This is a genomic window from Pigmentiphaga litoralis, from assembly GCF_013408655.1.
Classification (GTDB): Bacteria; Pseudomonadota; Gammaproteobacteria; order Burkholderiales; family Burkholderiaceae_B; genus Pigmentiphaga; species Pigmentiphaga litoralis_A.
Genome location: NZ_JACCBP010000001.1, coordinates 3,329,091 through 3,353,694, shown reverse-complemented (window position 1 = coordinate 3,353,694; position 24,604 = coordinate 3,329,091). Strand labels below are relative to the sequence as shown.

Genomic DNA, 24,604 nt, shown 5'->3' with positions numbered 1-24,604 from the left:
CGAAATATGGTTACAGGGGCCTCTGCCCCTGTTTTTTTGCCTTGGGTTTTTACACGGTGGCGGGGAAGGGAAGGGTATGGATCCGACGGCCGGTCAACTGCGCAATAGCATTTGCCACAGCGGGTGCGAGGGGCGGCAGTCCGACTTCTCCGATCCCTTCTGGCGGATTGTCGGTCGGAATGACTTCGACATTGACCAGCGGCGTGCCCGATGATCGAAGGATTGGATAGCCATGCAAATTCTGCTGCTGCACCTGTCCCGCCTTGTAATCCAGCTTTTCTCCCAGAGCCGCCGACAGTCCGTACAACGCCGATCCTTCGATCTGCGTCTTGATGTTGGCCGGGCTGATGGCATGGCCGCAGTCGACCGCAGCCCACACTTCATGCACGACGATTTTCCCTTCGACGATCGATACATCGACGATCATGGCGATGAAGCTTTCATAGGCGTCTGAGAAAGCAAGCCCCAACGCACGTCCGGCGCCCCGGCTGACCGGGTAGTTCGCCATCGCTGCCGTTCTGCGCAAGACGGCTTGGGCGCGAGGCGATGCGCTCAACATGTCGAGTCGATACTGCAGGGGATCCTTTTTCAATTGAACTGCGATGTCATCGACCAGGGTCTCAGCGGCGAATTTGGTGTAGCTTGGGCCCACCCCACGCCAATAGCCGACATCGATCCCGCGCTTTTCGGGCAAGTGTTCCGCCAGTTGATTCGGGATGTCGTAGACGTTCTCGCTGCCTTTCATGACCGTCGGGTCCTTGCCTCCGGTAGCGTCATACAGCGCCCGCGCCAGACGGATGGTCGCCCCTTCGCTCGTGATGCGGTGTCGCCATCCGACAATGCGCCCGTCGGCATCCAGCCCGGCGGTCAAATGCTGTGCAGTCATGGGCCGTGGCTTCGAGCGCTGGAAGTCATCTTCGCGCGTCCAGATGACCTGGACGGGAATGTCGGGCATCTGCTTGGCAATGAGTACGGCGTCGATAGCGAAGTCGACTTCGGCCCGTCGTCCGTAGCCGCCACCCAGCAATGTGATGTTGACCTTCACGTTCTCGGCGCGGAAACCCGACTGCACGGCTACCCCGAGGACACCGCTTGGAATCTGTGACGGCGCCCAGATCTCGATTCGGTCGCCCTGTACCCAGGCAGTGCAATTCATGGGTTCAAGCGTGACTTGCGCCACATGCGCTGACAGGTAGGTCGCGCTCATGGTGCGCGCTGCCCCGTCAATGGCGCTTTGCGCATCGCCGCGCTTGCTCCACGCTGTTCCGGCTTCCGTCAGGTGCTTTGCACGGGTAACGTATTCGGTCATGGCCCGATCGCTGTCATAGGACCGGCCAGGCGCTTCCTGGGTCCAGGTCACTGCCAGCAGGTCTCGGGCTGTTCGTGCCGTCACGAATGAATCGGCAACGACGGCGACGCCGTAGGGCAACGTGATGATTTTCCTGACGCCACTCACGGCCTCTGCCTTTGTGACGTCGACGCTCAATGGTTTTTCACCTTGAACCTCGGCGTACTTCACGGCAGCCCACAGCATTCCTGGCAGCCTCACGTCGATGCCAAAAATGGCGCTTCCATCGGACTTGGAGGGAACGTCGACCCGCGGCACATCCTTGCCGATGATCGTAAATGCGGACATCGGCTTGAGCATGCTCTTATCCACGACAGGCAGTGTCGCGGGGGCTGTGGCGACCTTCGCCAGCTCGCCGTAGGTCATGCGGCGATTGCTTGACGCATGAGTCAGCACGCTCTTTTCGGCAAGGATTTCCGTAGGCGGAACGCCCCAGATGTCAGCGGCGGCCTGCACCAGGACCAATTTGGCCTGGAGTCCTGCGAGCCGCAACGGCAGGTAATACCCTCGAACGGTTCGGGACGAACCCGTGACCATGGCGCCACCAAAGCCAGGGTTGCCGAACGCGCCGGGATTCACGGGCGATTGTTCGACCCTGACAGTGTTCCAGTCGACTTCCAATTCCTCTGCCAGCACTCTGGGCAGGGACGTCATGGTGCCCTGGCCCATCTCAGCCGCAGGCGAATAGATCGTGACGGTGTTGTCCGAAGCGATACTGACCCAGGCAATTGGGTTGAACACGGAAATCGGCTCGGCGGCGAGCACGCCAGTCGACGCTTGGGCCCGCTCTTCGCCCATCCATTTCCAGGCACCAAAGGCCACGCCAACTGCTGCGACGCCAGATCCCGCAATGAACATGCGGCGGGTCACTGTGTTATCTGGCATTGTTCGCTCCCGAAGCGGTGGTGCCAGCACTGATGACAGCCGAAGCGATCTGGTTGTACGTGGCGCATCGGCATAGGTTGCCTTGCATCTTCTCGAGCACGTCAGCACGGAGCAGCGGCGCGGTGGCAGATGAAATCACATTCGCGGCGGTCATGAGTTGACCTGACTGGCAATAGCCACATTGCGGGACCTGGTGGTCGACCCAGGCATCGTATAGGCGTCTTCCAACGTCCGTCTTGACCAATCCTTCGATAGTTGTGATGTCAGCGCCGGCGACAGCCGACACAGGCAGCACACAGGACCGCGTCGGTTGACCATTCAGGTGCACCGTACACGCCCCGCATTGCGCGACGCCGCACCCGAACTTGGTGCCGGTCAGCTTCAATTCCTCGCGAAGCACCCAGAGCAGCGGCTTATCCGCGGGAGCCTGGACGGAAACTTTTTGACCATTCAATGAAAAATCAACCATCCGTGTCCTTTGTGTGTGGGATAACGCGAAGAAGCTGCCCAGATAAAGCTAAGTCGATGTGTGAGAGGACTGCGACTGCTCGATCAACCTTTTTGCCTCAGCGAGCGGCTCGGGCTTGATCCAGTCGGAAATGGAAAAGTCTTTTTGAATGAAGCCATGCTTCAGCATGAAGTCTTTACGCACCTCCAGCGCCTGCACCAGTTCTGCGTCGAGAGTCGGCGCCAGGCAGGTGTGAACGTCGTCGTCAAAAGCGTAGGGCATCCATTCGTCGGCGACCGATACCTCGCGGGCAATGATGGCTTGGGCTTCCTGCTTGTGCTCGCTGGCCCATTCCGCGGCGCGCAGCAGTTGGGCCAGGTAGCGAGCGACGAGGTCAGGGCGCTCGCGCAACAGTTCGCCGCTGACCGTCAGGACATTGGGCGTGCCGTTGTTGATGGCAACGCGCCGGTCGGGGTGTTTGTTCAAATCAGCCACCACGGTCGCGCCCAGAAATTCCTGCAGCGCCGGGCCTGCGGACCCGTAGTTGTAGAGTGCGTCGACTTCTCCACGAATCAGTGCAAAGGTCTCTGCTCTTGCCGAGCTGGCGTATTGCCTGGCATCAAACAGCGCGCCCGTGTCGGATGTGGTCAGTTCGCCGATATATGGCTCTTCGATAGGTAGATCGACAAGCTCGACGTCTTTCTCTGACAGGCCGACCGTGGCCAACGCTTGTAGGAACCCTTGCAGTGCGGAGGCCCGCCAGAAATCCATTTTTTCGTTCACGCGCCTCGGAAGCGCCAGCCGTTTTCCCTTCAGATCTGCAATGTTGCGGATACCACTGGTCGGCAGACTAAGAATCGACTGATATTGCGGCAGCCAGGTCAGCCCGATCACAACGACATCCTGGCCCTGTGAGCGGGACCAGATCGGAGGCGCATTTCCCCCATGGCGAAACGAATTGGCCTGCTTGTGACTGAAGTGCGATTCACGGACGGAACGGTCGGCCGACGCACGCAGGGATTTCACGGCGATCGAGTCAGTCGCGAATTCCTCGTCCAGCCAGCCGTTGGTGATGGCGATGGCCGACGCGGTCGGCACCGGGCAGCGGGTGTACCAGATGGTGTCAATGCTAGTGTTGGTCATAGGAGAAGCTTTCTCTATCAATCTGTCATGGATGAATGAAAACCAGCGTCCATGTTACTGAGCGGTGCCTTTTCAAGGAACAAGCGCCAGCACGCGCAGCGGCGATCCCGATCCGCGTTGGATCTTCAGTGGGGCCGCGATGATCATCGCGCCGGTCGCTGGCAATGCGTCCAGATTCGTCAGGCACTGCAGCCCCAGCTTGTTCGCGCCGTGCATCAAGGTGTGGCAAGGATAGGGAACCGGCCAGGCGTATGCCTGGCCGGCGTCGGTGTTGATGGTTTCCACACCGAAGCCGCGCACGTTGCGCTCCTTGATCAGCCATTCCACTGCTTCCTGGGTCGGGCCCGGAGTGTGGGCGCCGTCTGCTTGCATGTTCATGAACGCAGCGGCATCCGGAAGCCGCTTGTGCCAATCCGTGCGGAACAGCACCCAGGTGTCTGGCTCGATCTTGCCGTGCTGTGCTTCCCAGGTACGAAGGAATTCGACCGTCAGGTTCCAGTCCGGATCGGCATCGACTTCCTTGCTTGCATCGATGACGACAGCCGGGCCGATGAATCGCTCCACGTCGATCGTGTCCACCGTATTGCGCGGGTGGTCCTTGCCACTGACCCAATGCGCTGGCGCATCCAGGTGCGTTCCCGTGTGCTCACCACAGCTGAAATTGTTCCAGTACCAGGCAGGACCGGCGTCGTCGTACTGTGACACCTGTTCGATCTTGAATGCGCCTACCTGTCCGAAATGCTCTGGTAGTTGCAGCGTCGGGAATTCGGGCGACAACGTGTGCGTCAGGTCGACGATCTTTACGGTACCGCTGCTGAGTTCGCGAACCAGCTGTCCAATGATCTCGCTCATGTGACTAGGCCTCCTTGCCCGATGTCAACGTCATGTCATGTCGCTCCCAGTTCCGTTGCCACGTGGAACCCCGAGGTTCCTCCGAGTCCCGGACCGGGATGGGTCGAGGCACCGATGTGCCAAAGATGTTTGATGGGCGTGGTGTGGTTGCGCGTCGCGCGCATCGGACGCCATAGAAATGACTGGTCCAGGCTGCAATCGCCGCCATAGGGATCGCCACCGACAAGATTCATGTTCAGCTTTTCTAGATCCGGCGGTGCCAACACTGCGCGGCCAAGAATGGTCGACTGCAGATTTGGAATGTGTCTGCCTATCCTTTCGATGACGCGGTCAGCGTAAGCTTCCCGCAGCGCAGGGGTCCATCCACCCTGCGCTGATACTTCAAGGACTCCTGAAGCATCGCCTGTCGGATGCCGCGGGCATTCCGGCAGCTGAATCCAAAGGATGTGGCGGCCTTCCGGCGCGCGGGTAGGGTCAAGGACAGTGGGCTGCGCGATGCAGATGGTTGGCTCCGCCGGCAACAGTCCGCGCTCTGCCTCATTGATCGCCCGCGACAGTGCGTCAACGCCGCCTGTCAGGTGGACGTAGCCCACCCGGCCCATTTCCGGGGCATGCCATTGCGGGGCTTCCGACAGCGCCAGGTGGATCTGCATGTTGCCTTTGCCATATCTCCACGCAGCGGCCTGGTCTTTGACGACACCCGGCAAGGGCGTACCCTCGGTCAGCCGGCCATACAGCTGGGTGGGTGTGACGTTGCAGATGACATGTTCTGCGTAGAAGTTGCGGCCGTCCGCAAGCGTTACGCCACACGCCTTGCCACCCTGGACCAGGACACGCGCAACGTCTGCAGAGGTCTCGAAGCTGCCACCCGCTTCTGCAATGATGCGTTCGAAAGCCTTGACGGTGTTGGCGTTGCCGCCCTTGACCATGGGAATGCCCACGCCTTCCAGCGTCATGGCAATCACTTCAAGCATGAGGCCGGACAGCGGCGCATCGGGCCCGAGCCCACAATGCAGCACCCATGGTGCAAGCAGTGCAGCGGTGAGATCCGAACCGAATGTCCCGTCCAGCCAAGCACGGGCGGGGGTCAATGAGGTACCGACAAAACTGGTGAACGCTCCTGGGCCAAGTTGCCAGGCGCTCTTGGCCACTGTTCGAAGCGTCGACAACTTCCAGAGTTCGCTGCCAAGCAGACCAAATACCAGCGGGCCCTGTGCCGCCAGCCGGTCCAGCCCCGCGGCATAGGCCGTGCCGTCGCCGTCGTGAAGGGCATTAAAGGCCGCCACGTTGTCCGACCGCGACGTCGTCAAGGCAAGATGCCGGCCATCCGGAAGAACGACACCGGTTGGAAGGGCCGTATTGCAGTATTCCAGCCCGGCCGCGTGAAGCGCCTTTCCCAGCGCGGCATAGGCCGGACCGACCACGAATAGGGGATGGGCGGTCGACAGCGTGTCGTGATGAAAGCCGGGAAGCGTCAGCTCGTCGGTGCGTATGCAGCCGCCTAACCGCGACTCGCGTTCCAGCACTTTGACGCGGCGCCCGCTTCGGGAAAGCATGGCTGCACACACCAGTGAGTTGATTCCGCTGCCAACGACGATGGCATCGAACTTCTGATTGGATGATCGGTTCATGACCAGATCATCGCGCGCCCTCGGACTATGCCGCTATCCCATAAACGCCAGGAACCATCCGCATTTTGCTCGCGTTCAGTTGTGCGCCTTGGCCTCTTTGAGTCCCCGGCTCGTATTGCGGGGCAGCTCGCCGAATCTTTCGCGGTAATACAAGGAAAAGCGTCCCAGGTGGCCGAATCCGTAGTATGTGGCGATCTCAGTGACGCTGACTGGAAGTCCGGAAAGCAGACGCTGATGGACCGCGTCCAGTCGCAGGTTGCGCACCAGAGTCATGGGCGTCACGCCGCGATGACGATGGCACAGCGCGTTGAGTGTCCGGGTGGGCACGCCGGCCGCTTTCGCCAGATCTTCGAGCATGAGGGGAGCGAACAGATGGGTCCGCACGTACTCTTCCAGACGGTCGAGTTCCGGGCTGTGGCCGGGTTTCGGCGTGTGCGACTCCGGTCCGGCGTTTGACCGCGTGTCCATGGACGGCTGATGGGCGTAAAAGAAGCTGGCAAGTGTCTGCTCGAACTGGTCAAGCCAGGCAGGGTGAAGACAATTGGTGTCTCCGGTCGGAATGAGCGCGAGCGTCTGCTGCAGCAGCGACATGCATTGCGACGAGATATCGGGTCGAAGCTTGAACGCTGACCCGCGCCATTCCTGTACGCCTCCAGGCGTCGTCCTACAGGAATGCGCCGATGGTTCCAGGCCGACGTTCAACAGGCTGTCCGGAAGCCGAAGGATCAGCTGCTCACAACCGGGTTCCCAGTTCAATCGCACCGTACGCCGAGGTGGAATGACAGCGATCTCCCATGGCGACACCTTCAGGTTCACGCCTTCGCATTCGATTTCGGCAGCGCCTTTCAAGGGGATCTGCACCAATGCAAAGTCATCGAACTGGAGCGGTGTGACCTCCACCTCCGCACCATACTGCAGCACCATGACGCTCACCTTGCTGAGTTCGCGGCGGTGCAGCGATGCGGAGATTTCGCCGGGACGCCAGCGCAGTTCGTGGTCGATCAACTGGCGGCTCAATTCGTACTGCGCGTCTCGTGCGGATCGGGTCCGGAAGACGGGTGAACGATAGACTTTCGAGAGATCCAGACTCGTCGTTGCCATGATGTATCAACCCCAGTTCGAGTGTCGTGTCAGCGGTGCCATGCTGATCCGGTTAGCCCGACTATATCCACAATCATAGGTTTATGTCTAAATTATGTTGGTAGATCGCTTGTTACCGCTAGCTCCTGCCTGTCGCGCCCGGCCTTGGACGTACGCATGGTTGATGCGGGTCAACGCTAATTGAGTACGTCCATGTGCTCGTCTCTCTACATACCCACTTTGCCTTCGGCCTGCCATTTATCCGTAATTTGCCAAACGCCGTCCATTTGATAAATATTACTTTGGATATATTTAGGCCTAAACTAATATTTGCGAACTGGGAGGCGCCACGTTTGCATGCGCTCTCCGTTCTCGAAGAGGGTGGTCATGGCCGAGCGTTCGTTTGTAGAAGAAGTCGAGAAATTACGTCTGGATGAAGGCGAGGTCTTCAGTGGCGAAGGCATCCTTGCAGTTACCAAAGCGCTGCTCGAATCAGGCGTTGCTTACATAGCGGGTTATCAAGGCGCCCCAATCTCACATCTGATGGATGTGCTTGCCGATGCAAAAGACATCCTGACAGATCACGGCATCCGATTTGAAAACAGCGCCAGCGAAGCAACGGCGGCGGCATCCCTGGCCGCGTCCGTCAATTACCCGCTGCGTGGCGCGGTCACGTTCAAGGCGACGGTGGGCACCAACGTCGCGTCCGACGCGCTGGCGAACCTTGCATCTGGCGGCGTGACCGGTGGTGCGCTGATCATCGTTGGCGAAGACTACGGCGAAGGCTCTTCCATCATGCAGGAACGCAGCCACGCTTTTGCCATGAAGTCGCAGATGTGGATGCTGGATCCCCGACCGAATCTGCCGTGCATTGTGCAGGCGGTCAAAGACGGATTCGACTTGTCCGAGGCGTCCAATACGCCAGTCATGCTTCAGCTCAGGATCCGGTCGTGCCATGTGCATGGCCAATTCGTCACCTCGCGCAATCGCCGCAGCGCCATGTCTATCGAAGACGCGCTGAACAACCCGGTACGAGATGTCGAGCGGATCGTTCTGCCGCCCGCCAGCTTCCTGCATGAACATGAAAAGATCGCGCGTCGTTGGCCTGCTGCGGTGGAGTTCATCGAAAAACGTGAGCTCAACGAATTTTTCGATGGCGACATGCAGGACATCGGTCTCGTCGTGCAGGGGGGTGGCTACAACACGCTGATTCGCGCACTTGAACTGCTGGGATTGGCAGATGTGTTCGGGGAGTCCCGCATTCCCCTGTATGTCATGAACGTGGCCTATCCGCTGATCGATTCCGAATGGCAGCGGTTCTGCTCAGACAAGCGGGCCGTTCTGATCCTGGAGGAAGGGCAGCCCAACTTCGTCGAGCAGAATGCGGCAAACATCCTGCGTCAAGCCGGTAGTACGGTATCGCTGCACGGCAAGGACATGCTGCCGTTGGCAGGCGAGTACAACACAGTCACGCTGTTGAAGGGCCTTCGCCGTTTCCTTGAGCAGTACAGCAAGATCGCAGCCGAGCCCGTGGTGCCTTCGGTGCGAAAAGTCATTCCCCTGATGCAGGTCAACGAGCTACAGCGACCCGCGCCGCCTGCCGTCGTGGAAACTGTCATCGAAGACAGTGTTCACGCGCGGCCTCCCGGCTTTTGCACGGGCTGCCCGGAGCGTCCGATTTTTACCGCGATGAAGCTGCTGGAGCGAGAAATTGGCGAACACCACGTCAGTGCCGACATCGGCTGTCACCTGTTTTCTATCCTGCCTCCCTTCAACCTTGGAAATACGACCATGGGCTACGGCCTGGGCGGAGCCAGCGCATCGGCTTTGAACTCGGCTACAGGCAAGCGCGCAATATCCGTGATGGGCGATGGCGGCTTCTGGCATAACGGCTTGACGAGCGGCATCGCCAACGGCGTGTTCAACAAGAGCGACAACCTGACCATTGTGGTGGACAACAGCTACACGTCTGCAACGGGTGGGCAGGACATCCTGTCGTCCACCGCACACAACGCGATGCGGAGCACCAATCACGCGATTGAGGACGCCGTTCGAGGCGTTGGCGTCAAGTGGGTGAAGACGGTCAAGCACACCTATGACCTGAAAGCCATGAAGAACGCGTTGAAGGAAGCACTAACGACCGTCACGAAAGGCCCGAAGGTCGTCATCGCCCAGAGTGAATGCATGCTGAACCTGCAGCGCCGCGAGAAACAGAAAGTCAGGAAAGCACTGGCGGACGGGAAACGCGTGGTGCGTGAACGCTTCGGCATCGACTCCGACACGTGCACCGGGGACCATTCATGCATCCGACTATCGGGATGTCCATCACTGACCATCAAGCCGAATCCCGACCCGCTCCGTCTCGACCCCGTCGCAGCGGTGCTCGACAGCTGTGTCGGCTGCGGCCTGTGCGGTGAAGTGTCCCACGCAGCAGTGCTGTGCCCCTCCTTCTACCGCGCCGACATCATTTCCAACCCAAATCGAATGGACAAGTTCCGCCAGGGACTGCGCCGCTCCGTGATCGGTTTCCTGCAGCGCCGCGATGCAGCGCGCCGTAACCGCCTGGCATTTTGAACTCGAACTGGAAGAGGTGAGATCTTGAATTTTCTGAATGCAGGTCCTTCACGGACGATAAAGATCGCCATCCTGGCCATGGGCGGGGAAGGCGGCGGCGTGCTCGCGGACTGGATTGTCGGCCTTGGCGAGCACAACGGCTACATCGCTCAGACCACGTCGGTACCGGGCGTTGCCCAGCGAACCGGCGCCACGATTTATTACGTGGAGCTATTTCCGGAAGAGCTTGCGAGCCAGGCTTCGAAACGACCCATCCTGGCTTTGATGCCCACCCCCGGCGACGTTGACATCGTGCTTGCATCCGAACTCATGGAAGCAGGGCGTGCCGTGCAACGCGGCTTTGTCACACCAGACCGCACTACGCTGATTTCATCAACTCACCGGGTCTATTCGATCGCCGAAAAGTCGGCCATGGGAGATGGGCGAGTGGACAGCAATGAACTTATCGCTCATGCAGGCAAGGCGGCCAAGCGGTATGTGAAGTTCGATATGGCGCTTGCCGCCGAGGCAAATGGAAGTGTGATTAGTGCAGTGCTTTTCGGAGCATTGGCGGGCACCGGCGTATTGCCTTTCGGGCGTGCCGCGTTCGAAGCAACGATCGAGCGTGGCGGCGTTGGAGTGAAACCAAGCCTGCGTGCCTTTGGAGCGTCGTATGCCACCACCCAGGCTACGGAAGAGCCTGTCGAATCGACTCCAGGTGTTCGCCCGGTGCAGTGGACCGTCCAGGAGCCGAAGCTCATGCATCTGCTGGAGCGCGTGCGCCTGGAGCACCCGGCCGACCTCCATGGCACTGTCGTCGAGGGCGTTCGCCGCATGATCGACTACCAGGACGTCACTTATGCGCGTCTGTACCTGGACCGATTGCAGGCGCTGACTGCCAGCGTCGGCAAAACCGAGTTGGCTCTGCTCCGCGAAACCGCCCGATACCTGGCCCTGTGGATGTCTTACGAGGACACCATCCGCGTCGCAGACCTCAAAACTCGGAGCAGTCGTTTCGAGCGGGTCCGGGACGAGGTGCGCGCTACGGACAAGCAGCAGCTGGCGATCAAGGAATTCATGCATCCCCGCATCGAAGAAATTTGCGAAACCTTGCCCGCGCCTATCGGCCGCTGGCTTATGAAGCCGCACGCCGTGCACCGTCTGATCCGCCGTTTCACCACGTCGGGGCGCGTCATCACCACCAGCTCCCTGCGTGGCTTCCTGCTGCTCTGGTCGGTGTCCCGCATGCGTGGAATGCGACGCACCACCTTGCGTTTCAAGCTGGAAGATGCGCGGATCAAGGAGTGGCTTGATGAAGTCCAACGCGCGGCAGCCCACAACCCGCTGCTTGCGCTTGAACTCGCGCAATGTCAGCGGCTGGTGAAGGGATACAGCGATACCCATGCGCGTGGCCTTGCCAACTACCGACGCGTAATGAACGCCGTCAAGGCAGAAGGGGCACGCATGGCGCCAGCCACCTTGCGTGATCTGCGCGACGCAGCACTGGCGGACGAACATGGCAAGGCGCTGGACAAGGCGCTTGCACGACACGCGCTGGTCTAGTTGCGGCTAGCCCATTTCACGACTTTCCGAGCACAGTCCGTCATGAGCAAACATACCTTCACGCGCCGGCACAAGATCCATTTCTCCGAATGCGATCCTGCCGGCATTGTCTTCTATCCCCAGTACTTCATTCTTTTCAACGACCTGACCGAAAGCTGGATCGACAGCCTGTTGCCCGAAGGCTACCAGGGACTGATTCTGGGCCGACGAATCGGTATGCCAACGGTCCGCCTGGACGCCTCTTTCACGGCAATCAGCCGTTTTGGCGACGACGTCGATCTGGAACTTGACGTCGATCATGTCGGCAATCGCTCGATGTCGTTGGAACTCCGATGCGTCGGACATGACGGTGTGCTTCGTATGGCCGCCAAACAGACCATCGTCACCACGTCTCTCGACACGCACCAGGCCGTGCCGATCCCCGAAGACCTCAAGGCCGCTATCGAGCGGCGCTAACGCCATTCGGGTGCCGAGCACAACAAAGGAAGCAGTCATGAAAATCGTATGCATAGGTGGTGGGCCGGCCGGCCTGTATTTCAGCCTGCTGATGAAGCTCCAGGACGACCGCAACGAAGTCGTTGTTGTCGAGCGCAACAAGCCCTACGACACCTTCGGTTGGGGCGTGGTGTTTTCGGATGCCACCGTCAGCAACCTGCATGAAGCCGATCCTGTTTCGGCAGCGACGATCGCGGACGCGTTCAATCGCTGGGACGATGTCGAGGTCCACTTCAAGGGCCAGGCGATGCGAAGCAGTGGCCATGGATTCATCGGAATCGGCCGCAAGCGCCTGTTGAATATCTTGCAGGCGCGATGCGAAGAAGTCGGTGTCAACCTGGTGTTCGACACCACCGTAGACGATGACCAGGCAGTGGCGCGGCGGTACGGCGCCGATCTGGTCATCGCATCCGATGGCCTCAACAGCGCGGTGCGCAAGCGGTATGCCGACACCTTTCGCCCGGACATCGACGTTCGCAAATGCCGCTTCGTCTGGCTGGGCACCAAAAAAGTCTTTGACGCGTTCAACTTTATTTTTGTGAACACCGAACACGGGTGGTTCCAGGCGCACGCCTATCGATTCGAAGATGGCACTTCCACCTTCATTGTCGAAACTCAGGAAGACACCTGGAAGGCAGCGGGCATCGACCAGATGAGCCAGGAAGAGGGGATCGCCTATTGCGAGTCGCTCTTCTCCGATTATCTGGATGGCAACCCATTGATCAGCAATGCGGGTCATTTGCGTGGCTCGGCCATCTGGATCCAGTTCCCCCGTGTTATTTGCGAGAAATGGGTGCACTGGACCGATCTCGAAAACTCGGATGGCTCGACTCGGCGGGTGCCGGTCGTACTGATGGGCGACGCTGCCCACACCGCGCATTTTTCCATCGGGTCTGGCACCAAGCTGGCGCTGGAAGACGCGATCGAACTGGCCCGGACCATCAAACTTCACCCAGGGGCGATGGAAGACGTCATGGCGAAGTATGAAAGTGTGCGGTCGGTCGAGGTCCTCAAGATCCAGAACGCGGCACGCAATTCGACCGAATGGTTTGAAAACATCAAGCGTTATGAAGCGCTGGACCCAGAACAATTCGCCTACTCGCTATTGACCCGGTCGCAGCGCATTTCGCATGAAAACCTGCGCTTGCGTGACAAGGCGTGGCTGGAGCGTTACGAGGCGTGGCTCGCCGGCCGCGCGGGTGGAAGCACGGCTGCCGTCCCGCCCATCATGACTCCCTATTCGGCGCGTGGCATAACCCTCAAGAATCGCCTGGTGGTCTCGCCAACAGCTCTGTATTCCTGCGAGGATGGGGTTCCCGGAAGCTTCCATCTGGTCCACTTGGGCAGCAGGGCATTGGGGGGTGCCGGACTGGTCATGGTCGAGATGACCGCGACCTCGCCAGACGCTCGTGCCACGCCGGGTTGTCCAGGCTTGTGGAACGAAACACAGGTGGCGGCATTCAAGGGCATCGTCGACTTTGTCCATGCGAATACGGATAGCCACATCGGCGTCCAACTGGGTCACGCGGGTCGGCGCGGTTCCACACAGCTTGGCTGGGAAAATTCCGACCATCCTCTGAAGGAGGGCAACTGGCCGCTCGTTGCAGCATCCACGCTTCCTTATCTTCCTGGCGTGTCGCAAATGCCAAAAGCCATGACGCGCGATGACATGGATGCCGTGCTTGAAGAGTTTGTTGCGGCGGCGCGACGCGCGGATGAAGCTGGGTTCGATTGGCTGGAACTGCAGGCTGGCCACGGCTACCTGCTGTCCAACTTCATTTCGCCGCTGACAAACACTCGGGACGATGCCTACGGCGGCGACCTGGAAAGCCGCATGCGCTTTCCTCGCGAAGTGTTCCGCGCCGTTCGTGAAGTATGGCCCGCTGACAAACCTATTTCGGTCCGGATCTCGGCGACCGATTGGGCCGAAGGTGGAAGCACTGTCGACGATGCCGTCCAGATGGCAGCCATGTTCAAGGCAGATGGCGCGGACATCATCGACTGCTCTTCGGGCGAAGTGGTGCCGGACCAGAAGCCCGTGTATGGCCGGATGTTCCAGACGCCCTTTGCGGATCGCGTGCGCAACGAAGCCCACGTTCCCACCATGGCCGTTGGCGCAATCACCGAAGCTGACCAGGTCAATGGAATCATCGCTTCAGGCCGTGCTGACCTGTGTGCGATTTCCCGGCCGCATCTGGCCGACCCTTCCTGGCTGTTACAGCAGATGGCCAGGCTTGGCTACGAGCAGTTGGACTGGCCCAAGCCTTACATGGTGGCCAAAGACCAGCTTGAGCGCAGCGCCAAGCGCGCAACAACGGGCAAGTGACGGATGGGTTGCTTACGCAATGCAGGGCTCCACAACAAGGAATGATCATGAGCACCAGTTCATATGACGAATTTCGTGAGAACGTCAGGGGCCGCGCCGATGTCGAGGACACTCCCGAGCGCGTTGCCTTTTACAGGGAACTTGAGCACCTGCAGGCCGGGGCGCTCTGGACAGTCGCGAACAAGATCGAACCCTGGCAACCCAAGTCCGGATCGGTGCCAGTACTGTGGCGCTACCAGGATCTGCGAGAGTATGTCCTGCGCTCGGTCAGCCTGGTAACGCCGGAGCAGGCTGGGCGCCGAGTGATCTATCTGAACAATCCCGGGCGACAGGATGTCGCCGCAGCGGTGGGTTGGCTGTATTCGGGCCTGCAAGTCATGCACCCCGGAGAAGCCGCATCCGCTCACGCGCACTCCGCTTCGGCACTGCGTTTCATCATGGAAGGCAAGGGCGCCTACACGATTGTTGACGGCCACAAGATGACCTTGGGAGCGAACGACTTCGTGCTGACGCCTAATGGCACATGGCATGAACACGGCGTGTCCGAGGACGGTTCGGTGTGCATCTGGCAGGACGGTCTGGATATCCCCTTGGTCAATGCGCTCGAGGCAGGCTTCTACGTGGTCCACCCCGATCTTCAGCAGGCGGTGACGCATGCAGTTGACGATATGCCAGCGCTTTGGGGCGGACGGGGGCTGAGGCCCCAGGGGGCTGGGTGGTCCAAGCCGTACTCCCCGTTGTTCAAGTACGAATGGGACGCGACGTACGAAGCGCTGTTGAAGCATGCCAAGGTGTCCGACGGAAGCCCGTTCGACGGCATTTTGATGCACTACATCAATCCTGTTACCGGGGGGCCGGTCATGCCGACCATTGGCGCCAGCATGCAACTGTTGCGGCCGGGCGAAGCGACGAAAGCGCACCGGCATACCGGCAGCGTCATTTACCAGGTTGCCAAGGGCAAGGGTTACTCGATCATCAACGGCAAACGATTCGACTGGGCAGAGCGCGACATCTTCTGCGTGCCGTCGTGGATGTTCCATGAACACGCCAACCTGTCTTCGACCGATGACGCCGTGCTTTTCAGCTTCAACGACTTTCCCGTCATGCATTCGCTTTCCTTGTATCGCGAAGAAGCGCTTGCGGAGAATGGCGGTCACCAACCTGTGACCGGCTGAAGCGCCGCCGACTTTCACCAAGGAAACCGCCTCTTCAGGCGGCATCAATCAGGAGTTCACCATGCGTCTCGTCACCTATCGCGCCGGACAATCCGAAGCCCGCCTGGGCGCCATTGCAGATGGCAACGTCATCGATCTTGCACGTTTCGGCGCCAAGGTCGGCGTCGACCTTCCGTCGACCATGCTTGAGTTCATCGACCTCGGCCCGGATGCCGTGGTAAGCGTGTCCCGGCTTATCGCGCACTGCAAAGGCCAGTTTCCGCTGGGCTCGGTTCTGCCTTTGACCAACGTCAAGCTGCTCGCCCCGATCCCCCGGCCCCGCAAGAACATCTGGGGAATCGGCTTGAACTACGTGGAGCACGTCGCCGAGTCGAGCCGAACCCTGGACACGTCATCGAACCTGCCCAAAGAGCCCGTCATTTTTTCCAAGCCGCCGTCGACCATCATCGGTCCGGGCGATGCGATCGAACACAATGCCGACATCACCCAGCAGATGGATTGGGAGGTCGAGCTGGCTGTGGTGATCGGCACGCGCGGCAAACGTATCGCCGAAGCAGATGCCTTGAAGTATGTGTTCGGGTACAGCGTGATGATCGACGTTTCCGCCCGTGACTGCCGCCGTGCAGGACAGTGGATCTATTCGAAAGGGCAGGACACGTATGGTCCCTTTGGCCCTGTGATCGTCACTGCGGACGAGATCCCTGATCCGCATGCCCTGAATCTGTCGCTGACGGTGAATGGCGTGACCAAGCAAAGCTCGAACACCGCGCACATGCTTTTCAAGATTCCTACGTTGATTGCCGACATCAGCAAGGGCATGACGCTCGATCCAGGTGACATCATTGCTACCGGTACGCCTGAAGGCGTCGGCGCCGGGCGCAATCCACAAGAGTGGATGTGGCCAGGCGACATCGTGGTGGCAACCGTCGAGGGCATTGGCGAATTGCGCCACCCTGTTGTTGCAGTCTAAGAGCAAGGTAACCCCATGTTGAATCTTCCCAAGTTCAAGGCGGCCGCGGTACAGGCAGCCCCGGTCTTTCTTGACGTTGACGCCACGGTCGACAAGGTGTGCACCCTCATCTCCGAAGCCGCGCGCAATGGTGCGACGCTGGTGGCCTTCCCGGAAGTTTTCATCGCCGCCTATCCCTACTGGAGCTGGCTTGCCAATCCGATCGAAGCCAGTCCGTGGTTCGAAAAAATGGTCAAGGCGTCGATAGAAATTCCTGGGCCGGAAATCCGCAAGGTGGCCCAGGCAGCAGCGTCGCACCATGTAACGGTCGTCATCGGTGTCAACGAGCGAAGCCAGACCGGCATCGGCACCATTTACAACACCCTGCTCACCATCAGCGATGAAGGCCGCATTCTGGGCCGGCATCGCAAGCTGGTGCCAACGTGGGCAGAAAAGCTGACCTGGACCAACGGCGATGCGTCAGCCCTTCGCGTGCACAAGACCCCTGTCGGACCCCTTGGATCGCTGGCGTGCGGCGAGAACACCAATACGCTTGCGCGATTCGCCCTTCTGTCGCAAGGCGAGCTCATGCACGTTGCCAGCTACATCGCACTGCCGGTGGCGCCGGCGGATTACGACATGGCCGAGGCGATCAAGGTCAGGGCTGCGGCCCATTGCTTTGAAGGCAAGGTGTTTACCGCGGTGTCATGCTCAACCGTGTCGGACGAAATTATCGAGGCCATGGCGCCGCTGCACCCCAAGGCCCGGGAGCTCATGTCGCGTCCCAACAGCGCCTTCACGGGCTTTCTCGGACCCGACGGCCGCGTGATCGGCGAGCCGCTCATCGACGTCGAAGGTATCGTCTACGCGGATATCGATCTGTCGCGATGCATTCAGCCGCGGCAGATGCATGACATCACTGGCCACTACAACCGCTTCGATGTGTTCGACCTTCGCGTCGACCGCAAAACCTTGCAGCCGGCGCAATTCCAGGATTCAGGTCCCGTGGAAGGTCTCGATCTCGATTTGCTCGACACTGAGGGCTGACTGGTAGCTCCAACCGTCGCAAGGCAAACTCCGATTTGCCTTGCGACGCATTATGATCGGCTCGGAGATTCAGGTAGGGCGTCCAGCAGGCCGTCGGTGTAGTTGTGCCGTTGGTGCACGAGCAGATGTGCAATCAACAGGTCTTCCAGTGTGTAGTGGCCGAACGACGGGGTGGTAGGATTGCGCATGGCATCTTCGCCCCTCGCGTAATCAACAAGAAGACGCCACGCGCGACCCCCCGGCGTCTGGAGGTTCATTTCGGGTTCGAAGACAATCGGCGCCCGGTAATTGCCGCCGACGATACCCCGCCCCACTTTTTCCAGGCGTTCGCCTGCAATCCTCACGATCAGCTGTTCGCAGTCGCGGTCCCAGACGACCCGGCAGGGTGAGCCCGGGGAGATGACACCGGCCAACTCCGCGTTCAACGCTCGTTCGCCCTCTGGGCACAACAGGCGAGCACCACCGCACAGAGGCATGTGGACATGAACGAAGTGTTCGGCCAAGTGCGCTTCAATGGCGGTTTCCTGGCCCAGCTCGCCGCAAAGTTCGCCGGTGTCCTGTTCGCCTGAATGCATGACCAGCACGAACGTCAATCGGTACGCAGACCAGCCGCTTCGACCAGACGGCCCCACTTGGTGTTTTCAGCTGCGACGTAATCCTTGAATTGTTGAGGAGGCATGTACGAAGACTCGGCGCCCATTTCCTTGAGCTTCTCAGAGAATTCCGGAGATTCGACAATGGTTTTGGCTGTCTGCGCAATTTTGTCGACGATGGGCTGGGGCGTTTTGGCCGGCACGAACAGGCCGAACCAGGCCGACAGATCAAAGCCGGGCAGACCTGATTCCGCCATCGTCGGAACGTCGGGCGCCGCCGCCAGTCGCTGTTTGCTGGTCACTGCGATCGCGTGCAACTTGCCGCTTCGAACGTGGGGCAACACGCCGACAGAAGTGCTGAACATGAAGGGAATCTGATTCGACAGGATACCCAACTGCGCGGCGCCGCCGCCCTGGTAAGGTACCGTCACAAACGGTGCCTTGGTATCCAGCGCGAACATCGCCAGCGAAAGTTGCGGCGTGGTGCCGCTTCCCGCGTGTCCCGCCGGCGTACTTGGATTCTGTTTCAGGTGCGCTACCAGCTCCTTCACATTGTTCACCTTGAACGAAGGATGAACCACGAGCAGGTCGGGCGCGTTTGCAATGAGCGAAACCGGTGTCAGCTGATTCAGTTCGAACTGGCGCTTTTTCTGGAAATGAGGATTCACGGTCAGTGCGATGTGACCGAGCAGGACGGTATATCCGTCGGCTTCGGCACGGACGACGCTATCTGCGCCAATGTCGCCCCCCGCACCTGCCTTGTTGATGACAACGACGGATTGTCCCCAGACCTGAGTCAGCCGCTGGGCAACGAGCCGAGCCAAGACGTCAGGGGTACTGCCGGGCGTCGATGGCGCCACCAAGGTCACAGTTCTGGTCGGGTAGGTCTGGGCCTGCGCGCCTGTCGTTGAAAAGGCCGCGAACGTGGCGGCTACTGCGAGAGAAAGGTAACGAATCGGCTGCATGATTGGATCCTGGGCAAGGGGCGACGAGTCGCGAATGGTTGGAGGCGTGCAATGTCTGGCGCACTTTGGCCTCATGGTGCAGATGCATCGTCTCCGCGGCGGGTCATGAACAGGTCGACCGGCAATTCGGTTCCCAGTCCCCGCTCTCTTGCTATGTCGATTACACGGCGACAGATTGCCGCGAATTGAATTCCCATCCCGCAGTTGTTGTTGTGATAAGTAATCTGCTGGGGGGAGGTGCGGGCCGGAATGCGACCCGCGCACAGATCACCGAGTTCCTGGATGTGCGATTCACTGATCCATCGCTTGCGCAACGGTTCGGTAAGCTCGGTCTGATCATCAAGATTGACCTGCTCTTTTGAGTTCACGACGATGATGTCCGCGATCCTGGCGCACTCGTCGTCGAGTTCCCGGCGGGGATCTTTCCGCTCCGGCGACAGCATCCCGACGACGTGGCAACCCGGGCTTAGCCAATCACCGAAAAGGATTGGACCGTCGGCATTCGATGCGGCGATCGCAACACACGCGCCGCGAATCGCTTCTTCCGCTGTATCAACTGCGCGTGCATCGATGCCATGCTTCTTGCTCATTTTCTGCGCGAATGCTTCGCGGTTGGCGGGCGTCGGTGAGTACACCCGCAGTGTCCGGATGCTGGGTCGCACGGCACAGATTGCTTCGATCTGCGCAGCAGCCTGGTTGCCGGAGCCAAGAATGCCGATGGTGTGCGCATCCTCTCTGGCCAGGAACTTTGCCGCCACGCCAGTTGTGGCGCCGACGCGTAATGCCGACACGGCGTGGTCGTGCACGATTCCAATCAGCTCGCGACTGATCATGTCCCAGATCAGTACGAAGCCCGAGTAGTCACCGCGGAACTCCATGCGACGCTGGCCATTGGTCTCCGGCTTGGCGATATGGGCGACGTCGAGACGCACGGCGACGGTCTCGTTGCAAGGCAATACTCCAGTGATGACATTCAGCCAGGACCAAAGCTGTTCTCCTGGGCCGTCCAGGGGTGTATGCAGTCGTCGGCGCGGCATCACCTGTGCGGCGCCTGATCCCAGATCAGCGAAGGCCCCGGTAATCAGGTCGACCGCCTCGGCCATGGAAACAAGGCCCATGGCCTGTTCGGTGTTCAGAACTAGTGTGGTGTTCGCCATCATTGCTCCTGGAAGATATCGACGTAGTCTGGGCATTGGGCGGCTGACCGTCTATCCAAAGGTGGCGCTGTTTCGTCCAGTTCTGGCGGCGAAGAAACCGGCTTGGCGCGGCGTTCCGACACGGCAGAAATGCTTGCGCGAACGAAGTCATAACGCATCGTTAGGGGGTGAGCGAACGATCGTCGCCTGGAGGTGACGTCCTTGCACGGACGTTGACGAGCGAATGCCCTAACCGAATGGAAGGGCTGCGCGCTTGCCCCGCATGGGACTGCCTGCCTAGACTGCGATCAGCTTTTCAAATCAAGGCAGGTGTCATGATGAAGGGACATGCAGAAATTGCCGGCGGCGGCTTTGGTGGATTGACCGCTGCCATTGCCTTGGCGACGCGTGGATGGACAGTTCGGGTGCACGAGCGCCACGAATCCTTGCGCACTGAAGGCTTTGCGATCTCGGTTCATCTCAATGGTCTGAGGGTGCTGGACGCGCTAGGCATTTCCTCGGAAGTCATCGCTTGTTCGACTCGTGTTCTCGAACAGCGCCGGTATGGCTACCAAGGCGTTGCAGCGGGTATCTTTCCCCTCAAGGCCACTTATCGGGTTCCGCGGCAATCGCTGATTTCGATCATGGAAGCACGCGCCCGCTCGTTGGGCATCGACATCCAGTACGGATCTCAAGTCCTCTCGGCAAGTCCGGATGGCCAATGCCAATTCGCAAAAGGCGCGAGAGCGCAAGCGGACTTGGTTGTTGCGGCCGATGGCTACAACTCGGCTATCCGGGACGGCCTGCGCCTCATCAAGGAACGCCGGCAGCTTCCGGATGGAGCAATGCGTATCCTGGGGCCTGATCCGATTGCCGGCTCGAATGCCGCTTCGCTGCCAAGCAGTGCGTCGAGCGAATACTGGTCGGGATCGCGCAGAGTCCTGTGTGGCCGGTGCAACGGCGGTCTGCTATACACCGCGCTCACGTGCCTTACTTCCGACGTTGAAGGGCGATCAACGCCTTTGGAGGTCGATAGTTGGTCATCGGCATTTCCTTATCTGGGCTCGCTCTTTTCGCACCTGGGTCAGACAGCGGATTGGTCCCGTATTCGATTCGTCCCGTTCGAAGTGATACGGCTTCATGCATGGCACGCAGGGAAAATTGCATTGGTTGGAGATGCTGCCCATGCCATGCCACCCAATCTGGGGCAAGGCGGCGGCATCGCCATGATGAATGCCTTGGCCTTGGCCAAGCATGTGTCCGAAGCGCGTGATCTCGAACAAGGGCTGACTGTCTGGGAGCGGGCCGAGCGCCCCTTGACCGAGCACACGCAGAACTGGGCGCTGGCATATTCCGCCGTCACTCGGTGGCCGCCAACGTTGCGTTCCGGTCTTTTCAAAGCCATTCAGAAATCAAGCTGGTTGCGAGCCAGTTTTCAACGAGCGGCCAATACGCCCCCCGCAGGATGGAATCCGGAGCATTCGCTGCTGGATATCGGGCGCGCGTCCTGACCCACCAATTTTTACCGACTGGAAAAATCCATGACTCTCGCTCTTCTGCAAGTTGATTTCCCTTTTGCTGGCCCATGGGGTGAAGGCCTCGAAGCCCTGTCTCGAGACCTTGCCGCGGATATCGCCGCCGAAGCCGGGTTGCGGTGGAAAGTCTGGACCGAAAACGAGGACGCGGGGGTTGCAGGCGGCGTGTACCTTTTCGAGAGTCATGCGCTGGCGGAAAAGTATCTGCACAAGCACAGCAAACGGCTTGCCGAATTTGGTGTGCAAGACCTGCGAGCCATCATTTTCGATGTTAACGGCGCGTTGACAGCGCAGACCCGCGGCCCAATCTGACGTACGCATCAGGAGATCGGCATGACTCGGCGCCAACTGCTATCTGCATTAATTTTCATTGCCTGGTGTGCGGCTCCACACGCGCAACAGACGCCAACTTTTCCTTCGAGATCTGTGACCTTGGTGGCGCCATCAAGTCCCGGAAGTGCGCCCGATGTGCTAGCCCGCCAATTGGCACTTCGTCTTTCCAAAAAATGGAATGCGACGGTCTTTGTGGTGAATCGGCCGGGCGCTGGGGGAGACATCGGCTCTGAATCCGTTGCACGAGCGGAACCGGACGGCTACACCCTTCTCTTGGGGAGCATTGCCAACGCGGTGAATCCGCATTTGGTAGCCAAGGTCAGGTCGGACGCCCGAGCGCTGGTTCCTGTTTCCATGATTGCTACCGCACCGGACATCCTGCTTGTGCACCCTGCTGACGGCATCAACAGCGTTGCCGAGTTCACGTCCTGGCTTAAAAGCCATCCCTCGACGCCAGCAGGGCACCCGGGCATCGGTACCACGCCGCATCTGTCCCTGTCCACCTTGGCGCTGCAGTCTCAATTGCCCTTCATCGCCATTCCCTACCAGGGCGGCGGTGCAGCCCAACATGGTTTCGTGGCTAATCAGGTCAAATTCATGTTCGGGACGTCGATGGGCGTTCTGGGTCAGATCAAAGGCGGCCGCGCCCGGCCGCTTGCTGTCACGGGTTCCACCCGGATTGCCGCACTACCGCATACGCCGACTATGGTTGAAGCCGGCTATCCGGACTTCGTGATCGAAGCCTGGTTCGGCGTATTTGCGCCGGGCGGCACCCCTCAACCCATTGTCGATGGGATCGCCGGCGCGGTCCGGGAAGTCGTGACCGATCAGGACTTTGAGGACCGACTCAACACATTGGGCGCACGGATGACCTTCATGCCACCCGTTTTATTCGCCAAACACGTCTCGGCTGAGCATGAAAGATGGGGGAGGTTGGTGAAGGCTGCGAATATTCGCATTGACTGAGTGGTGACGCGGCTTTAGACACGAAGGTATGCCGGGCTGTCCTGCACGGCTAACCGTAGTTGCTGCACCAACGCCGACCCAAGCCTGGAAAGAGGCCGTCGCAACGGGTACAGCACCTGCACCGGACGGCGCCAGACCAGGTCTTCGTGCTCGAGCTTCTTCAACGACCCATTGGCCAGTTCCTGAGTCACGAGGCTTTCTGGAATGAAGGCGAGCAGATCCGTCAATAACAGCAGTGACTTGATCGTCGGGACGGATGTGGTCAGATAGACCGGCTCGGGCGGAGTCACGCCAGCCTTTGAAAACAGGTTGCTCAGTTGGCCGCGCAAGCTGTCGTCTGTGTTGCCAAGAACCCAGCTGGCACGCGCCATCGACTCGAGCGCAAGCGGACGGTTGGCAAACAGCAGGTGGGCCGGACGCGCAACCACGACCACACGATCGTAGGCAATCAGTTCAGAGGCCAGTTCGCGGTCCCACGCATTTGCAAACAGCGCACCGACCAGCACATCGACGGTACCTTGCTTGAGTGCGTTCAACAATGTCTCGGACGATCCAACCGTAATCGAAAACGTGGCATTCGGCCGACTTGCACGCAACGCCAGTACCGCGGCAGGAACAATGGTGGAGCCATGGCTGCTGCCACACCCGACGCTGAGCGTTCCCTTCCCGGATCCGCGTAGCACGTCGAAGCTTTCGCGGATAAGTCGCGACTCATTCGAAATGAACTGTGCGCGTTCCACGAGAGCCAAACCAAACTCGGTCAATACCATCCCTCGTGGAGTGCGATCAAACAGACGCGCGTGAAGCGTCGCTTCGAGTCGCCCGATGCTTTTCGAGATGGCCGGCTGACTGACGCTCAATTGCTTGGCCGCCCGGCCCAAGGTTCCGAACTGGGCCACGGCCAGGAAGTACTGCAGGTGTTTGACGTCCATGGCGACTTCCTTGGGAATGATGGATCTGAGCATTCTAAAAAAGCATGCCGCTATCAATCGAAAAAAACGATCGATGAACGTCATTTATTTTCGTTTGTTCCGATCTCAACAACTGTCCAAAATGGGTCCAGGCTTAATGGAGACAAGCATGGACACCCTACAAAACGACAACCAAGTCGACCTTCGTCGATTCGCCGGCCAATTCCCGACCGGCGTCGCAGTTATCACCACAGCCGATAACGACAACAAGCTTCATGGCCTCACGATGAGTGCCGTAACGTCGCTGTCGTTGACGCCGCCGCTTTTCCTTATCTGCCTTAACAACACGTCGAACACGTTGACCGCAATCAAGCAGAGCGGACATTTCGGCATCAATTTTCTATCATCGGACCAAGCAAATATTTGCAAGATATTTGCCTCCAAGGCCGAAGACAAGTTCGGGACCGTCGCTCACACCTTCGGACCGGCAGGAAGTCCTCTAATTGACGGCGCGCTGGCACATGGTGAATGCCTCGTGCAATCAACGATCGGAGAGGGCGATCACACCATCGTTGTCGCCCGACTTGTTCATACCGAAGTCAGGGATGTTGCGCCGCTGGTTTACCACGCCGGCAAGCTGACTGCACTCGCTGAAGCCGTTCCCGCCTAA

21 protein-coding genes are annotated in these 24,604 nt (G+C 59.6%); 11 read left to right on the top strand and 10 right to left on the bottom strand.

Annotated features, from left to right (window positions below):
• Positions 1–49: 49 nt before the first annotated feature.
• The 6 genes from HD883_RS15150 to HD883_RS15125 all read right to left on the bottom strand — a co-directional run bounded on the left by HD883_RS15150 (position 50) and on the right by HD883_RS15125 (position 7,408).
• Positions 50–2,233: a xanthine dehydrogenase family protein molybdopterin-binding subunit gene (locus tag HD883_RS15150; RefSeq protein WP_179583996.1), complete on the bottom strand. Its 2,184-nt coding sequence runs from the start codon at positions 2,231–2,233 to the stop codon at positions 50–52.
• The gene (locus HD883_RS15145) at positions 2,223–2,702 is read right to left on the bottom strand and encodes a (2Fe-2S)-binding protein (RefSeq protein ID WP_179583998.1); all 480 of its coding nucleotides are present in this window, start codon (positions 2,700–2,702) and stop codon (positions 2,223–2,225) included. Before HD883_RS15145 ends, HD883_RS15150 begins: the two co-directional genes overlap by 11 nt.
• 48 nt (positions 2,703–2,750) lie before the next feature.
• On the bottom strand, positions 2,751–3,824 hold the full coding sequence (locus HD883_RS15140; RefSeq protein ID WP_179584000.1) for an ABC transporter substrate-binding protein: 1,074 nt from the start codon (positions 3,822–3,824) through the stop codon (positions 2,751–2,753).
• Between the two features lie 72 nt (positions 3,825–3,896).
• On the bottom strand, positions 3,897–4,676 hold the full coding sequence (locus tag HD883_RS15135; protein WP_179584002.1) for a cyclase family protein: 780 nt from the start codon (positions 4,674–4,676) through the stop codon (positions 3,897–3,899).
• 35 nt (positions 4,677–4,711) lie between these two features.
• Positions 4,712–6,307 carry a phytoene desaturase family protein gene (locus tag HD883_RS15130; RefSeq protein WP_179584004.1) on the bottom strand — a complete coding sequence of 532 codons (1,596 nt, stop codon included), beginning with the start codon at positions 6,305–6,307 and terminating at the stop codon, positions 4,712–4,714.
• Between the two features lie 75 nt (positions 6,308–6,382).
• The gene (locus tag HD883_RS15125; protein WP_218863133.1) at positions 6,383–7,408 is read right to left on the bottom strand and encodes an AraC family transcriptional regulator; all 1,026 of its coding nucleotides are present in this window, start codon (positions 7,406–7,408) and stop codon (positions 6,383–6,385) included.
• 366 nt (positions 7,409–7,774) lie between these two features.
• Here HD883_RS15125 and HD883_RS15120 point away from each other — a divergent pair, with 366 nt between their 5' ends.
• The 7 genes from HD883_RS15120 to HD883_RS15090 all read left to right on the top strand — a co-directional run bounded on the left by HD883_RS15120 (position 7,775) and on the right by HD883_RS15090 (position 17,495).
• A complete protein-coding gene (locus tag HD883_RS15120) occupies positions 7,775–9,961 on the top strand; it encodes a thiamine pyrophosphate-dependent enzyme (protein WP_179584006.1) in 2,187 nt (728 codons plus the stop codon).
• Positions 9,962–10,039: 78 nt separating this feature from the next.
• Positions 10,040–11,503, top strand: coding sequence for an indolepyruvate oxidoreductase subunit beta family protein (locus HD883_RS15115; RefSeq protein ID WP_179588545.1), 1,464 nt, complete (start codon positions 10,040–10,042; stop codon positions 11,501–11,503).
• 42 nt (positions 11,504–11,545) lie between these two features.
• On the top strand, positions 11,546–11,959 hold the full coding sequence (locus HD883_RS15110; RefSeq protein ID WP_179584008.1) for an acyl-CoA thioesterase: 414 nt from the start codon (positions 11,546–11,548) through the stop codon (positions 11,957–11,959).
• Positions 11,960–11,996: 37 nt separating this feature from the next.
• Positions 11,997–14,324: a bifunctional salicylyl-CoA 5-hydroxylase/oxidoreductase gene (locus HD883_RS15105; protein WP_179584010.1), complete on the top strand. Its 2,328-nt coding sequence runs from the start codon at positions 11,997–11,999 to the stop codon at positions 14,322–14,324.
• Between the two features lie 47 nt (positions 14,325–14,371).
• Positions 14,372–15,499 (top strand): cupin domain-containing protein, encoded by a 1,128-nt coding sequence (locus HD883_RS15100; RefSeq protein WP_179584012.1) that lies wholly within the window; start codon positions 14,372–14,374, stop codon positions 15,497–15,499.
• A 61-nt stretch (positions 15,500–15,560) separates the two neighbouring features.
• Positions 15,561–16,469 carry a fumarylacetoacetate hydrolase family protein gene (locus HD883_RS15095; protein WP_179584014.1) on the top strand — a complete coding sequence of 303 codons (909 nt, stop codon included), beginning with the start codon at positions 15,561–15,563 and terminating at the stop codon, positions 16,467–16,469.
• A 15-nt stretch (positions 16,470–16,484) separates the two neighbouring features.
• A complete protein-coding gene (locus HD883_RS15090; protein ID WP_179584016.1) occupies positions 16,485–17,495 on the top strand; it encodes a carbon-nitrogen hydrolase family protein in 1,011 nt (336 codons plus the stop codon).
• 50 nt (positions 17,496–17,545) lie between these two features.
• Here the strand turns inward: HD883_RS15090 and HD883_RS15085 are convergent, their stop codons facing one another.
• The 3 genes from HD883_RS15085 to HD883_RS15075 form a co-directional block, all read right to left on the bottom strand.
• Positions 17,546–18,079 (bottom strand): cupin domain-containing protein, encoded by a 534-nt coding sequence (locus HD883_RS15085; protein ID WP_373563433.1) that lies wholly within the window; start codon positions 18,077–18,079, stop codon positions 17,546–17,548.
• A gap of 5 nt (positions 18,080–18,084) precedes the next feature.
• Positions 18,085–19,053, bottom strand: coding sequence for a Bug family tripartite tricarboxylate transporter substrate binding protein (locus HD883_RS15080; protein WP_179584020.1), 969 nt, complete (start codon positions 19,051–19,053; stop codon positions 18,085–18,087).
• A gap of 71 nt (positions 19,054–19,124) precedes the next feature.
• The gene (locus HD883_RS15075; RefSeq protein ID WP_179584022.1) at positions 19,125–20,210 is read right to left on the bottom strand and encodes an ornithine cyclodeaminase family protein; all 1,086 of its coding nucleotides are present in this window, start codon (positions 20,208–20,210) and stop codon (positions 19,125–19,127) included.
• Positions 20,211–20,524: 314 nt separating this feature from the next.
• Here HD883_RS15075 and HD883_RS15070 point away from each other — a divergent pair, with 314 nt between their 5' ends.
• The 3 genes from HD883_RS15070 to HD883_RS15060 are packed head-to-tail and all read left to right on the top strand — an operon-like array spanning position 20,525 to position 23,023.
• Entirely contained in the window at positions 20,525–21,700 is a 1,176-nt protein-coding gene (locus tag HD883_RS15070; RefSeq protein WP_179584024.1) for an FAD-dependent oxidoreductase, read from the top strand.
• Between the two features lie 30 nt (positions 21,701–21,730).
• On the top strand, positions 21,731–22,036 hold the full coding sequence (locus HD883_RS15065; protein WP_179584026.1) for a monooxygenase: 306 nt from the start codon (positions 21,731–21,733) through the stop codon (positions 22,034–22,036).
• 21 nt (positions 22,037–22,057) lie between these two features.
• Positions 22,058–23,023, top strand: a complete 966-nt coding sequence (locus HD883_RS15060; protein WP_179584028.1) for a Bug family tripartite tricarboxylate transporter substrate binding protein — start codon at positions 22,058–22,060, stop codon at positions 23,021–23,023.
• A gap of 14 nt (positions 23,024–23,037) precedes the next feature.
• On the opposite strand, the gene HD883_RS15055 is transcribed toward HD883_RS15060, so the two are convergent.
• On the bottom strand, positions 23,038–24,039 hold the full coding sequence (locus HD883_RS15055) for a LysR family transcriptional regulator (RefSeq protein WP_179584030.1): 1,002 nt from the start codon (positions 24,037–24,039) through the stop codon (positions 23,038–23,040).
• A gap of 64 nt (positions 24,040–24,103) precedes the next feature.
• Here HD883_RS15055 and HD883_RS15050 point away from each other — a divergent pair, with 64 nt between their 5' ends.
• Positions 24,104–24,604: a flavin reductase family protein gene (locus HD883_RS15050; protein ID WP_179584032.1), complete on the top strand. Its 501-nt coding sequence runs from the start codon at positions 24,104–24,106 to the stop codon at positions 24,602–24,604.

Coding starts and splice junctions, on each gene's coding strand:
- HD883_RS15140 (WP_179584000.1), bottom strand. CDS start 3,824: ATGACCAACACTAGCATTGACACCATCTGGTACACCCGCTGCCCGGTG.
- HD883_RS15125 (WP_218863133.1), bottom strand. CDS start 7,408: ATGGCAACGACGAGTCTGGATCTCTCGAAAGTCTATCGTTCACCCGTC.
- HD883_RS15105 (WP_179584010.1), top strand. CDS start 11,997: ATGAAAATCGTATGCATAGGTGGTGGGCCGGCCGGCCTGTATTTCAGC.
- HD883_RS15120 (WP_179584006.1), top strand. CDS start 7,775: ATGGCCGAGCGTTCGTTTGTAGAAGAAGTCGAGAAATTACGTCTGGAT.
- HD883_RS15110 (WP_179584008.1), top strand. CDS start 11,546: ATGAGCAAACATACCTTCACGCGCCGGCACAAGATCCATTTCTCCGAA.
- HD883_RS15080 (WP_179584020.1), bottom strand. CDS start 19,053: ATGCAGCCGATTCGTTACCTTTCTCTCGCAGTAGCCGCCACGTTCGCG.
- HD883_RS15095 (WP_179584014.1), top strand. CDS start 15,561: ATGCGTCTCGTCACCTATCGCGCCGGACAATCCGAAGCCCGCCTGGGC.
- HD883_RS15075 (WP_179584022.1), bottom strand. CDS start 20,210: ATGGCGAACACCACACTAGTTCTGAACACCGAACAGGCCATGGGCCTT.
- HD883_RS15055 (WP_179584030.1), bottom strand. CDS start 24,039: ATGACGTTCATCGATCGTTTTTTTCGATTGATAGCGGCATGCTTTTTT.
- HD883_RS15050 (WP_179584032.1), top strand. CDS start 24,104: ATGGACACCCTACAAAACGACAACCAAGTCGACCTTCGTCGATTCGCC.
- HD883_RS15070 (WP_179584024.1), top strand. CDS start 20,525: ATGATGAAGGGACATGCAGAAATTGCCGGCGGCGGCTTTGGTGGATTG.
- HD883_RS15130 (WP_179584004.1), bottom strand. CDS start 6,307: ATGAACCGATCATCCAATCAGAAGTTCGATGCCATCGTCGTTGGCAGC.
- HD883_RS15065 (WP_179584026.1), top strand. CDS start 21,731: ATGACTCTCGCTCTTCTGCAAGTTGATTTCCCTTTTGCTGGCCCATGG.
- HD883_RS15115 (WP_179588545.1), top strand. CDS start 10,040: ATGGGCGGGGAAGGCGGCGGCGTGCTCGCGGACTGGATTGTCGGCCTT.
- HD883_RS15100 (WP_179584012.1), top strand. CDS start 14,372: ATGAGCACCAGTTCATATGACGAATTTCGTGAGAACGTCAGGGGCCGC.
- HD883_RS15145 (WP_179583998.1), bottom strand. CDS start 2,702: ATGGTTGATTTTTCATTGAATGGTCAAAAAGTTTCCGTCCAGGCTCCC.
- HD883_RS15135 (WP_179584002.1), bottom strand. CDS start 4,676: ATGAGCGAGATCATTGGACAGCTGGTTCGCGAACTCAGCAGCGGTACC.
- HD883_RS15150 (WP_179583996.1), bottom strand. CDS start 2,233: ATGCCAGATAACACAGTGACCCGCCGCATGTTCATTGCGGGATCTGGC.
- HD883_RS15090 (WP_179584016.1), top strand. CDS start 16,485: ATGTTGAATCTTCCCAAGTTCAAGGCGGCCGCGGTACAGGCAGCCCCG.
- HD883_RS15060 (WP_179584028.1), top strand. CDS start 22,058: ATGACTCGGCGCCAACTGCTATCTGCATTAATTTTCATTGCCTGGTGT.